This is a genomic window from Curtobacterium sp. AC268, from assembly GCF_979258745.1.
This window is the reverse complement of sequence record NZ_OZ409878.1, coordinates 2222023-2234243: the sequence shown is the minus strand read 5'-3', so window position 1 is coordinate 2234243 and position 12221 is coordinate 2222023. Positions and strand designations below refer to the sequence as shown.

At 69.1% G+C, this 12221-nt stretch carries 7 protein-coding genes and 1 pseudogene; 3 read left to right on the top strand and 5 right to left on the bottom strand.

Going from position 1 to position 12221, the window contains the following annotated elements; all coding sequences use genetic code 11:
• Positions 1 to 67: 67 nt before the first annotated feature.
• A complete protein-coding gene (locus ACZZ9K_RS10640) occupies positions 68 to 961 on the top strand; it encodes a ParA family protein (RefSeq protein ID WP_027466910.1) in 894 nt (297 codons plus the stop codon).
• The gene (locus ACZZ9K_RS10635; RefSeq protein WP_463444017.1) at positions 961 to 1929 is read left to right on the top strand and encodes a ParB/RepB/Spo0J family partition protein; all 969 of its coding nucleotides are present in this window, start codon (positions 961 to 963) and stop codon (positions 1927 to 1929) included. The genes ACZZ9K_RS10640 and ACZZ9K_RS10635 overlap by 1 nt, the downstream gene beginning before the upstream one ends.
• A 533-nt stretch (positions 1930 to 2462) precedes the next feature.
• Here the strand turns inward: ACZZ9K_RS10635 and ACZZ9K_RS10630 are convergent.
• The 5 genes and pseudogenes from ACZZ9K_RS10630 to ACZZ9K_RS10610 form a co-directional block, all read right to left on the bottom strand.
• Positions 2463 to 3426 (bottom strand): annotated as a pseudogene (locus ACZZ9K_RS10630) (D-alanine--D-alanine ligase family protein).
• Between the two features lie 60 nt (positions 3427 to 3486).
• A complete protein-coding gene (locus ACZZ9K_RS10625; RefSeq protein ID WP_138802186.1) occupies positions 3487 to 4791 on the bottom strand; it encodes an aminotransferase-like domain-containing protein in 1305 nt (434 codons plus the stop codon).
• Positions 4792 to 4941: 150 nt separating this feature from the next.
• Positions 4942 to 5268, bottom strand: a complete 327-nt coding sequence (trxA, locus tag ACZZ9K_RS10620; protein WP_017887828.1) for a thioredoxin — start codon at positions 5266 to 5268, stop codon at positions 4942 to 4944.
• Positions 5269 to 5334: 66 nt separating this feature from the next.
• On the bottom strand, positions 5335 to 6333 hold the full coding sequence (gene trxB, locus ACZZ9K_RS10615) for a thioredoxin-disulfide reductase (protein ID WP_463444016.1): 999 nt from the start codon (positions 6331 to 6333) through the stop codon (positions 5335 to 5337).
• Between the two features lie 94 nt (positions 6334 to 6427).
• A complete protein-coding gene (locus ACZZ9K_RS10610) occupies positions 6428 to 10564 on the bottom strand; it encodes a DUF6049 family protein (RefSeq protein ID WP_463444015.1) in 4137 nt (1378 codons plus the stop codon).
• A gap of 127 nt (positions 10565 to 10691) precedes the next feature.
• Here ACZZ9K_RS10610 and ACZZ9K_RS10605 point away from each other — a divergent pair, with 127 nt between their 5' ends.
• Complete coding sequence (locus tag ACZZ9K_RS10605; RefSeq protein WP_463444014.1) at positions 10692 to 12131, top strand: CCA tRNA nucleotidyltransferase; 1440 nt, start codon at positions 10692 to 10694, stop codon at positions 12129 to 12131.
• Positions 12132 to 12221 lie beyond the last annotated feature (90 nt).

The following is a 12221-nucleotide window of genomic DNA, read 5'->3' as shown; positions in this document are numbered from 1 at the left end:
CCGGGACATCCGGCCGCCAGTGGCTCCGCGTTCCACGTGAAACATCGAACCGGGGAAGAGGCACTCGTTGAGTTCATCGACCGACTACGACGCGTCGACACCGCTCGCTCGCGAGATCGCCGACCTGAACCGTCGCCGGCGTGCGATCGCCACGCAACAGTTCCCGCTGCCTTCTGAGACACGGATCATCACCGTCTCGAACCAAAAGGGTGGCGTCGGCAAAACGACGACGACGGTGAACCTGGCCGCTGGTCTCGCGCATGGTGGCGCTCGGGTGCTGGTGATCGACCTGGACCCGCAGGGCAACGCCTCGACGGCGCTGGGCGTGGACCACCAGGCGGAGGTCGCGAGCATCTACGACGTGATCGTCGATGAAGCACCGATGGCCGACACCGTGCAGGCCTCCCCCGAGTCGGACACGCTCTGGTGCGTTCCGGCCACCATCCACCTTGCCGGTGCCGAGATCGAACTCGTTTCACTGGTGGCCCGCGAGCAGCGCCTCCGGACTGCACTCGACATGTACCTGCAGTCGTTGGACGAGCCGTACCACTACGTCTTCATCGACTGCCCGCCGTCGCTGGGCCTCTTGACGATCAATGCCTTCGTGGCTGCGCAAGAGGTCCTCATCCCGATCCAGTGCGAGTACTACGCGCTCGAAGGACTGAGCCAGCTGCTGCGGAACATCGAACTGATCGAACGGCACCTCAACCCGAACCTCCGGGTCTCGACGATCCTCCTGACCATGTACGACAGCCGCACGAACCTGTCGAACCAGGTGGCGAACGACGTCCGTGAGCACTTCGGCGACCAGGTACTCAAGGCCATGATCCCCCGATCCGTCCGAGTGAGCGAAGCACCGAGCTACGGCCAGAGTGTCGTCGCCTACGACGTGAACTCCACCGGGTCGCTGTCCTACCTGGAAGCGGCCGCCGAGATCGCAGCACGAGGAGCGAAGCACTGATGGCACCGAAGCGAACCGGACTCGGCCGAGGCATCGGCGCCCTGATCCCGACCGCGACCGATCAGCAGGACCGTCCCGTCGACGTGTTCTTCCCGACCGGAGGCTCGCCGGCATCCGCGCCGACGGCCGACGATCTGGTGGCCGTGCCGGGAGCACGGCTTGCCAACCTCAACCCGCTCGACGTGATCCCCAACGCGCAGCAGCCGCGGAAGGAGTTCCGCGAAGAGGAGCTCCAGGAGCTCGTCCACTCGATCCGTGAGATCGGTGTGCTGCAGCCCATCGTCGTCCGGCCGATTCCCGGCGCGACGGGTACCGAGCCTCAGTACGAGCTCATCATGGGTGAGCGCCGTCTGCGTGCCACCAAGGAGCTCGGTCTGAGCACGATCCCGGCGATCGTGAAGGACACCCCCGACGACGCGATGCTGCGCGATGCACTGCTGGAGAACCTCCACCGTGCGCAGCTCAACCCACTCGAGGAGGCGTCTGCGTACCAGCAACTCCTCGCCGACTTCGGGATCACCCAGGAACAGCTCGGGCAGCGCATCGGTCGATCGCGCCCGCAGATCACGAACACGATCCGACTCCTGCGGCTCCCCTCCCCCGTGCAGCGGCGGGTGGCCGCAGGCGTGCTCTCTGCCGGACACGCTCGCGCCATCCTCGCCGCTCCGGACGCCGAGGCGATGGAGTACTTGGCCGAGAAGATCGTCAATGAGGACCTGTCCGTCAGGGCTGCTGAGGCCATCGCGCAGCAGCTGGCGGCCAAGACGCCGCCGGCGAAGCCGAAGGCCGAGCCGTCCAAGCGCCAGGCACACTTCAACGATCTCGCTGAGCGGCTCGGCGACCGCCTGAACACGCGGGTGAAGATCGCAGTCGGTGCTCGCAAGAGTTCCGTCACGATCGACTTCGCGAACGGCGACGACCTCAACCGGATCCTCGGGGAGCTCGGCGTGCAGGACCTCGAGGGCTGAAACCATTGCTGCGCGGCCCTGTGCGGCCCTGTGCGGCGGTTTGAGCGCCTGTAGCGGCGATACCGGGCGCGGACCTTGGTTGGCCGTTTCGGCGGCGTCAGCGGCTCCGTAGCTCGCTCGGACGCGGTTGCAACAGGGGTGACCAGAGTCTGCGTCAGATGAGATGGTGGTGTCGTGACCAGCGACGGCTCGCCCTTCATGCCATCGGTCCGAGGGACGTTCTACCGGGCCGTTGACCCGAGGTTCCGCGCGTTCGCTGTCGCGGGATCTCGGTCGTCGGGTGGGAACGCGAGGGCCCAGCAGCCTACGTTGTGCCGCAGCTCCTCAGCTGTCGGAGTACGGGCCGCGGTGGTCGCCCACAATGCGTCCGGTCTGAAGGGGTGGAGATCGTGGCGATCGACGTCGTGGCCGGAGGGACTTCAATCCATCGCTTCGGCGCGTGAGGCGACGTTCCACGTGGAACATCGGAGTTCGCCCGCAAAGGAGGCCCGGAACGAGATGCCGGTGTTCCACGTGGAACATCGGCTGCAGGGTCAGGCGCGATGGTCGCGGATCGCCTGCTCGGCGAGCTCGGCGTAGGTCCAGCCGAGATCGAAACCGGACGCCGACAGCGCCTGCGGCAGCAGTGACGTCTCGGTGAGCCCGGGGAGAACGTTCGCCTCGAGGAACCAGGGCGTCCCGGCCCCGTCGATGATCAGGTCGACGCGGGACAGGTGGCGGAGTCCCAGGGCTGCGTGCGCTGCGACCGCAGCCGCCGCGGCTGCTCCGGCGAAGCTCGCCCGAGAGCCGCGCGGGCGTGTAGAAGGTCGTCTCCCCCGCGTTGTAGCGCGCCTCGAACCCGTAGATGCCGTTCCGAGGCACGATCTCAACAGCGGAGAGCGCCACGGGGCCGTCCCCGGTGTCGATGATCCCCACGGCGACCTCGGTGCCGCGGATGAGCTGCTCGACCACGACGTCGTCGCAGTACGTGTACGCCGTCACCATTGCCCGGGGAAGGTCCTTGACGTCGTCGACCAGGGTGACGCCCTGTGCACTCCCGCCTCGCGCCGGCTTTACCGCGAGCGGCACCGGGTGCTCCGTCGCGATGGCCTCGAGGACACCGACGGCACCGAGCTCACGGAAGACGTCGTGGGAGAGCGTCACAGAACGAGGGGTTCGGACGCCGGCGCGGGCGACCAACGCTGACGCCGTGGGCTTGTCCCATGCCAACCGGGCCGACGTCGAACGTGAGCCGACGAACGGGATGTCCACGGCCTCCAGGATGCCCCGCAGGGCCCCGTCCTCACCGGAGGCGCCGTGCAGTGCCGGCCACACGACGTCCGGGCGTGATTCGGTGAGAGCCGGCAGGAGCATCGCGTCAGCGTCACGCAGGTCGACCTGCCAGCCGTAGCCGGTCAGTGAGTCGGCGACCCGGCGGCCGGAGCGGAGGGAGACGTCGCGCTCGTGCGAGATGCCTCCGGCTACGACGACGACGTGACGACGGGTGAGCTCGGCCATGCGGGGTCCTCCGGTGTGGAACTGCGGTGCTGTGCGAGCAGCACTGAGGAAAAGCGCTGATCAGGAGATGTTCGGCGGCGGTGCGCTGACCGACGACGTCTGGCGGACCACGGTGTTCGGTCGGGTCGTCGGGCCGAACGTCTCGATCAGTTCGAGTTCGTCGTTGACGACGTTGGCCAGGCGCTTGACCCCCACCCGGATCTGCTCCGGGGTGGGGTAGCAGAACGACAGACGGATGTGTCCGCCTCCGCGTCCGTCGGCGTAGAAGGCCGTCCCCGGGGTGTACGCCACGAGCTCCTTGACCGCACGCGGCAGCATGCCCTTGGAGTCGAGGGACTCGGGCAGGGTGAGCCACACGAAGAAGCCACCGTTCGGCTTGGTCCAGGACAGGTCGGGCAGGAACTCCCCCAGTGCGGACAGCATGGCGTCACGGCGCTCGGCGTAGATGCCCCGGAAGGTGTCGACCTGGCCCTTCCAGTCCGCCGCGTCGAGGTAGGCGTTCACGACGTACTGGCCGAAGGAGTTCGGCGCGAGCACGGCCGATTCGTTGGCGAGCACGAGCTTCTCGCGGATGGCGTGCGGCGCGAGGGCCCAGCCGACGCGGAAGCCCGGTGCGAGGGTCTTCGAGAAGGAGCCGAGGTACACCACGCCCTCTTCGTCGATCGATCGGATCGCCTGCGGCGCCGGCTCGTCGAACCACAGGAGCCCGTACGGGTTGTCCTCCAGCACGAGGATGTTGTTCGACCGGCAGATGTCGAGCACCTCGATGCGGCGCTCACGGCTCATCGTGACGCCGGCCGGGTTGTGGAAGTTCGGGATCGTGTAGAGGAACTTGATCCGCTTGCCCTGGGTGCGGAGGTTCGCGATGGCCTCGCGCAGGGCCTCTGGGACGAGACCGAGCTCGTCCGTCGTCACGTGTACCGTCTCGGCCTGGTACGACCGGAAGACGCCGATCGCGCCCACGTAGGACGGCGACTCGGCGAGCACGACGTCGCCCGGATCGATGAACAGCCGTGTGACGAGGTCGAGGGCGTGCTGCGAGCCCGTGGTGACCACGACGTCCTCGGCGCTGGCACGGATGCCCTCGAGACTCATGACGTCCACGATGTGCTCACGGAGGGACCGCAGGCCCTGTCCGCCGCCGTACTGGAGCGCCATGGCGGAGTGCTCGTTCATGACACGGTCCAGGGAGCCCGTGACGAGCTCCCTGGGGAGCGCGGAGACGAACGGCATGCCGCCGGCCAGCGAGACCACTTCGGGGCGCGAGGCGACGGCGAACAGGGCTCGGACCTCGGAGGCGCTCAGCCCGGCGGTGCGCTGGGCGTAGGAGTCGTACCAGGGGTCGAGGCTGTTGCCGTTCGTCATCGAGTGCTCCGTTCAGTGGGACATTCCCGCCACACTACGACATCGGCCCCGGGAACCAGGGTTCCGCGACGGGGCCGATCGTCATCCGGTGGCTCCGGACGAGAACGGCCCCGCTCTCCGGGGAGAGCGGGGCCGTTCGGGTGGGGTGACCTACGCGAGGAACTCGGCGAGGTCGGCCTCGAGCGCGGGCTTCGGCTTGGCGCCGATGACGGTCTTGACGACCTCGCCGCCCTTGAAGACCTTCATCGCGGGGATCGACGTGATCTGGTAGTTCATGGCCGACTGGGGGTTGTCGTCCACGTTGAGCTTCACGATCTCGATCTTGCCGGCGTGCTCTTCGGCGATCTGGTCGAGGATCGGCGAGACCGCGCGACACGGGCCACACCACTCGGCCCAGAAGTCGACGAGGATCGTCTTGTCGGACTTGAGGACCTCGTCCGAGAAGGTGGCGTCGGTGACAGCCTTGGCGTTGGACATGTGTGCTCCTTCGAGAAGTCGTTCAGGGGGTACAACGGCGATGCCGTCGTGGTATTCCGAGGCGGGTCAGGCCCGTGTGGCGATGACGTCGACCATGGCGGGCTCGGTCGGGGCGACGCCCTCGGCCTCGTCCGTCAGTGCGTCGTCGAGCTCGGCGAGGTACTTCTCGGCGTCGAGCGCGGCGACCGTGCCGGAACCGGCAGCCGTGATGGCCTGACGGTAGGTCGGGTCGATGACGTCACCGGCGGCGAAGACACCCGGCAGGTTGGTCTTCGACGAGCGGCCCTGGACGGCGATCGTGCCCTCGGGGGCGATGTCGATCTGGCCGTGGATCAGGTGTGTGCGCGGGTCGTTGCCGATCGCGATGAACAGGCCGTCCAGCGCGAGCTCGGACTCCTCGCCCGTCACGGTGTCCTTGAGCGTGACGCCCTCGACCGCGGAGTCGCCCGTGATGCCGGTGACTTCCTTGTTCCAGGCGAACTCGATCTTCGCGTCGTTCATCGCACGGTCCTGCATGATCTTCGACGCACGCAGGGAGTCCTTGCGGTGGATGACCGTCACCTTGTCAGCGAAGCGGGTGAGGAACGTCGCCTCTTCCATCGCGGAGTCGCCGCCACCGACGACGGCGATGTTCTTCTGTCGGAAGAAGAAGCCGTCGCAGGTCGCGCACCACGAGACACCGTGGCCGGACAGGCGCTCTTCGTCGGGGAGGCCGAGGTGACGGTAAGCCGAGCCGGTGGCGTAGATGACCGCGAGGGCCTCGTACGTCTCGCCGGAGCCGACGGTGACCTTCTTGACCTTGCCGGTGAGGTCGACGGAGACGGCGTCGTCGTACAGGACCTCGGCACCGAACTTCTCGGCCTGTTCCTGCATCTTGATCATGAGGTCGGGGCCCTGGATCCCCTCGGGGAAGCCGGGGAAGTTCTCGACCTCGGTCGTCTTGGTGAGTTCACCGCCCGTCTCGACACTGGAGGCGACGATGAGCGGCTTGAGCTCTGCGCGCGCTGCGTAGATGCCGGCGGTGAACCCGGCCGGGCCGGAACCGATGATGATGAGCTGGCGCATGCCTGATTGCCCTTCCGTTGCGTCTGACCGGGTCAACCCATCGTACCGGCGAGGCATTCCACACGACCCGTGAGCGTGTGGTGCGCGGCTGGGATCAGCGGCCGAGCTTGCTGCGGATCATCCGGACGGCGTTGCCGATCTCACCGTTCTTCGCGACGACGAGGGCTCCGAAGTACACGGCCACCATCGCGGCGCCGGTGAGGATGATCGTGATGAGGGCACCGGTGCGGTCGGACATCGCGAACCCGGACTCCGAGAACGCGCCGAAGAAGTTCACGACCAGGAGCCCGACGACGCCCGAGATCAGCGCGGCGATCACGAACTGGACGTGCGACCGGGTGATGACCGGTCCCTCGATGCTGCCGAGCCGCTTCCGGACGAGCACGAGTGCGACGATCGTCTGCGCCGACCCCGCGATGGTGGTGCAGGCGGCGACCCCGATGCCGATGACCGAGGTGGGGAACGTCGACACAGCCAGGGCGCCGATGACGAACAGCACCGACTGGATGCACTGCATCAGGAACGGCGTCCGGTGGTCGTGCATCGCCCAGAAGACCCGCTGGATCACGAACAGCATGCTGAACAGGACGAGTCCGGGCATGTAGGCGACGAGCACGGCGCCGACCTGCAGGGCGCTCTCGAACGTGCCCTCGTACAGGCGGCCGAACGGGACGGCGACGACGATCAGCGCGACCGAGGCGAAGACGGTGAAGAGCCCGACGATGCGCAGGGACAGCGACAGGTTGCGGCGGACCGCGTCGAGGTCGCCACGTTCGGCGTCGTGGCTCATGCGGGTGAAGTACGCCGTCGCGATGGAGACCGTGATGATCGAGTGCGGGAGCATGAAGATGAGCCACGCGTTGCCGAGCACGGCGTTGCCCGGACCGTCATCCCGTCCGAGCCACGCGACCTGTGACTGCACGATGCCGGCGATCTGGGTGACGAGGATCATCGCGAAGAGCCAGCCAGCAGCGGTTCCCGTGGACTTCAGGCCCACACCGCGCCAGCGGAAGTCGGGGCGGAACGACAGGCCGGCGCGCTTCCAGAAGAACGGGAGGAACGCAGCCTGGGCGAAGACACCGAGCGATGCGCTGCCGGCCAGGAGTGCGATCTTCGCCGGCGTCCACTGGTCGAGCTGGCTGCCGCTGGTGCCGTACAGGGCGATGAACACGACGAGCCCGGCGATGGCGATGACGTTGTTGAGCAGCGGCGCCCACGTGAACGGCCCGAAGACCTGCTTCGCGTTCAGGACCTCCCCGAGCAGGGAGTACATGGCGTAGAAGAGGATCTGCGGCAGGCACCAGAACGCGAAGGCGACGGCGAGGTCGGTGGCGGCTGGACCGGAGTCCGCCGAGTTGCTGGTGTAGAACCGCACCAGCAGCGGGGCGAGTGCCGTCGCCACGATCGTGATGACGATGAAGACGGAACCACCGAGCGTCACGATCTTGTTGACGTACGCCTGCCCGCCGTCCGTGCCGGTCTTCATCGCGCGGACGATCTGCGGGATGAGCACGGCGGACAACAGGCCGCCCGCGATCAGCGCGTAGATGTTGTTCGGCAGCTGGTTCGCGACGGCGAAGGCGTTGGCCGAGGGGCTCGCGTTCTGCCCGATCGCGTACGCCAGCACGAAGGTCTTCGCGAAACCGAGGATGCGGCTCACCATCGTGCCCGCCGCGAGCATCGCGCTCGCCCGGCCGAGGCTGCGCTCGGCGACCGGCTCGGCGTCGACGTCGGGCTGGGGCTGGGTGGCGCTGATGGTCGGCTCCTCGGGGTCGCGGTCGTCCGCGACGGTGTTGCGTGCTGCGTCGGACGGGAGGCCCGGCTCGGCTCCGGCGCGCGCGATGGCGTCCTGCAGGGGGCCCTGGTCCACCGCCGCGGGCGGCGCAGCGGCCGGCGCTGCACCCGGCGCTGCGGTCGCCACCCCGGCAGTGGACGCGGCCACGCTGGGTGCGGGGGCCGCTCCGGAGGGGTGATCCGTGCCTCCAGGCCGGGTGGTGGCCGCCTGCGCGCCCCCGACCGTCGGCTGGACTGCCAGGGGGCGGTTCGGGTCGTCGTCGTCCTCGTCGTCGAGCTCGCCGTTGCGGCGGCGGATGCGCTTCCGGATGCTGCGGAAGATGCCGAAGCCGAAGATGCCGATCAGGGCGATCGCGGCGACCGCGGTGATCACCGTCTCCCACTGCGCCTGCACGTTCAGCTCGACGGTCGCGGGCTGTGCCACGGCGACCCCGGTCGGGCTCGAGAGCGACATCGTCAGCTCGACCTTGCCGTTCGCGACCGACTGCACGGGGACGGTGGCGCGGGTGGAGGAGTCGGGCTGGATCTCGACGACGATGTCGTTGCGGACCACCCGCAGCGCCGAGTTGGACGGCTGCACGGACAGGTGCACCGTGACCGGGTAGTCGGAGCTGTTGCGGATGGACACCGGCAGGGACGACCGGTCGCCGAGCAGGGTGAGGCTGCTCGAGTCGACGATGCCGACCTCGGTGGTGGTCTTCGCCCAGGCGGCCGTGCGGGCCTCGACCGCGGCGGCGAGGCCCTGGTCGTCGTCGCGCCACGCGTTCGAGGCGAGCGCGAGCAGACGGAGCCGGGCCGGGGCGGTCAGCTGGTTCGGGTCGTCGAGGATCGTCGCGAACGCGGAGAGCCCCTGTTCTCCGCGCACGAGTCGCTGGAGCTGGTCGATGCGGGCCTCGCCGGTGGACGCGCTGGCGAGCGTGAGCGACCCGGCGACGGCCTTCGAAGCGGTGGAGAGGTCGGCCGGGGCGACCCAGGCGGTGCTCTCGAGGGCGTCCAGCGCCTGGCTGAGCCGCGTGGAGTCGGACGGCCACTCGCGCCCGAGGGTCAGCAGGATCGGGCCCGTGGCGGTCGCTGCGCGGGCCGAGGTGGCCAACGTCGCGGTGAGCTCGGACATCGCCGACGAGAAGGCCTGCCGGTCGGTGGCGGCCGCGGCTCGGCGGAGCATCGACGACATCGACTGGTCGGAGACGAGCACATGGTCGTCGCCGATCTTCTCGGACGCCGTGATGGTGGTGTCCGCGCCGGCCGAGGTGTTGCCGCTCGAGACGATGGTGGTCTTCGTGCCGGCACGCTCGAGCGCGGGCAGGTCGGCGGAGGACACGGTGCCTTCGGTCGGCCAGGCGATCGAGTCCATCGAGTACGGGAAGTCGAGCAGGGACTCCGTGGTCGGCAGGGTCTCCTGCGCCTGGTCGGCAGCGTCGCCGGTCGTGTCGCCGTCGCTCGAGGTCTCGGTGGGTGCCGGGGACGAGGTCTGCCCCGGCGTGGCCGACGGTGTCGGGGCCGGGGTCTCGGCGCCGGGGAAGTTCTCGGACTCGACGGACTGGTCGAGTGAGATCGGCGACAGGATGCCGTCGGACCCGGCTTGGCGGAGGCCTGTGACGTCAGCGTCGGCGTAGGACAGCGCGAAGGTCTCGTTGCGCAGTGCTTCGAGACGCTGCAGCCAGGTGGTCGCGCTCGACGGGGCGTTGTCGCCGAGGAGCCGGATCGAGGCGATGATCCGCGGGTCGACGGCCACGGCGACGTTGTGGTCCTCGGCCGCGTCGAGCTGCTGCGTGAGGGTGCCGTCCACCGAGGTCGCGGCGGCCAGCACCGGGGCGGTGAGGACGCCGTCGGTCGACTTGGGCACCGTGACCGGCATCGCGACGGAGACGCTGACCGGGGCCTGTTCGAAGTCCGGGTACCAGGTGATCGCCGAGCGGTCCACGGCGAAGGCGTCGCCCGCCGTGTACTCGGCAGCGATGCGTCGGGCACCGAACGAGGGGTACCCGCCGAGGGCGACGTTGCCGGAGACGATGTCCACCGAGTCGATCGAGACGGAACGGTGTGCCGGGATCGCCGGGATGTCCACGGAGTCCATCTCTGCGCCGAGGTAACCCGTTGTGGTGGTGTCGGCAAGCCAGCCGGCGAGGACGTCGCGCGTGCTCACCGACCGGAAGATCCGGAAGTCTGCGGTCCCGGCGGGCAGGGCCGCGTCGGTGTCGTTCGTGACGGTGACCGAGAGGGTGAGGTCCTGGTCGCGCTGGACGACGCCGCGGTTGGCCGGCGCGATCGAGATGGTCGCCTTGCCCGCGTCGGCGGCGGCGGGATCGGCCACGTGGCTCTTGGCGGCGGATGCCGTGGAAGCCGAGGCGTGATCGGTGGCGACGGGCGCGACGACCAGGCCGAGCGCGACGAGGGTCGACGCGGCTGCGGCGAGCGTGGTGCGGAGCATCTGCATACGGGGAGCGGGCCACGGGGTCGGTTCGGGCCGAGCACGAGTGTATGAGGCGCGACCATGAACAGGTCCCGTGCGCGCGCGGCTTGTGGAGAACTCGGGGCCTCGATCTGGGAGGATGAGCACCGTCATGCAGTCCGTTGCCCAGGCCGTCGAACGACTCGACGCACTCGCCACCACCGAGCCCGTCGACCTCCTCGCTCGGGCCTTCGCCGACGCCGGACACGAACTCGCCCTCGTCGGCGGGCCCGTCCGTGACGCGTTCCTCGGCCGTGCGGTGACCGATCTGGACTTCACCACCGACGCCCGGCCGGACGACATCCTGCGGATCGTCGAGCCCATCGCGAGTGCCACGTGGGACGTCGGTCGCCAGTTCGGCACCATCGCCGCACGGGTCGCCGGCGAGCAGGTCGAGATCACCACGTACCGCAGCGACGTCTACGACGGCGAGACCCGCAAGCCCGAGGTCGCGTTCGGCGACACCATCGAGAACGACCTGCTCCGTCGCGACTTCACCGTCAACGCGATGGCCCTGCGACTGCCGGCCCGCGAACTCGTCGACGTGCACGGCGGCGTCGAGGACCTGCTCGCCGCACGGCTCCGGACGCCCCAGACCGCGGTCGTCTCGTTCCGCGACGACCCCCTGCGGATGATGCGCGCCGCACGGTTCACCTCCCAGCTCGGCTTCACCGTCGACGACGACGTGCGGGCCGCGATGCAGGAGCTCGTCGCGTCGATCGACATCGTGTCCGCCGAGCGGGTCCGCGACGAGCTCGTCAAGCTGCTCAACACGGACGACCCGGTCCCCGGCCTCCGGCTGCTCGTCGACACCGGCCTCGCCGAGCGGTTCCTGCCCGAGCTGCCCGAGATGCGGCTCGAGGTCGACGAGCACCACCACCACAAGGACGTCTACGAGCACTCGCTCACCGTGCTCGAGCAGGCCATCGGGTACGAGGCCGAGCGGCACGCCGGCGATCCCCCGGACACCGTGCTCCGGCTCGCGGCGCTGCTGCACGACATCGGCAAGCCCGCGACGCGCAAGCTCGAGCCCGGCGGCGCCGTGAGCTTCCACCACCACGACCTGGTCGGTTCGAAGATGGCGAAGAAGCGACTCCGTGCGCTCCGCTTCGACAACGACACCATCGCCGCGGTCTCCCGCCTGATCGAGCTGCACCTGCGCTTCTTCGGGTACACCGAGGGCGCCTGGACCGATTCCGCCGTCCGCCGCTACGTCCGTGACGCCGGACCCCAGCTCGAACGGCTGCACGAGCTCACCCGTTCGGACGTCACCACCCGCAACCGCCGCAAGGCCGACCGGCTGGCGTTCGCCTACGACGACCTCGAGGACCGCATCAAGACCCTCTCCGAGCAGGAGGAGCTCGAGTCGATCCGTCCGGACCTGACCGGCGACGACATCATGCGGATCCTCGACATCCCGCCGGGGCGTGCCGTGGGCGAGGCCTACCGGTTCCTGCTCGAGGCCCGGATGGACGAAGGACCCCTCGGGCCGGAGACGGCCGAGGAGCGCCTGCGCGAGTGGTGGAGCGCCCGAGGCGACGCCAGCGCCTGAGACACCGGCGCCTGGGACGCGACCGCCTGACGGGCGGGACCGCTCTCCACACGCCGGTGGCGCGCCTCCAGGCAGTCCGGTAGGCTACCC

Excerpts from the sequence above, each read along its gene's own strand:
- ACZZ9K_RS10605 (WP_463444014.1), top strand. The coding sequence starts at position 10,692 with ATGCAGTCCGTTGCCCAGGCCGTCGAACGACTCGACGCACTCGCCACC.
- ACZZ9K_RS10610 (WP_463444015.1), bottom strand. The coding sequence starts at position 10,564 with ATGCAGATGCTCCGCACCACGCTCGCCGCAGCCGCGTCGACCCTCGTC.
- trxA (WP_017887828.1), bottom strand. The coding sequence starts at position 5,268 with ATGTCCAACGCCAAGGCTGTCACCGACGCCACCTTCTCGGACGAGGTC.
- ACZZ9K_RS10635 (WP_463444017.1), top strand. The coding sequence starts at position 961 with ATGGCACCGAAGCGAACCGGACTCGGCCGAGGCATCGGCGCCCTGATC.
- ACZZ9K_RS10625 (WP_138802186.1), bottom strand. The coding sequence starts at position 4,791 with ATGACGAACGGCAACAGCCTCGACCCCTGGTACGACTCCTACGCCCAG.
- trxB (WP_463444016.1), bottom strand. The coding sequence starts at position 6,333 with ATGCGCCAGCTCATCATCATCGGTTCCGGCCCGGCCGGGTTCACCGCC.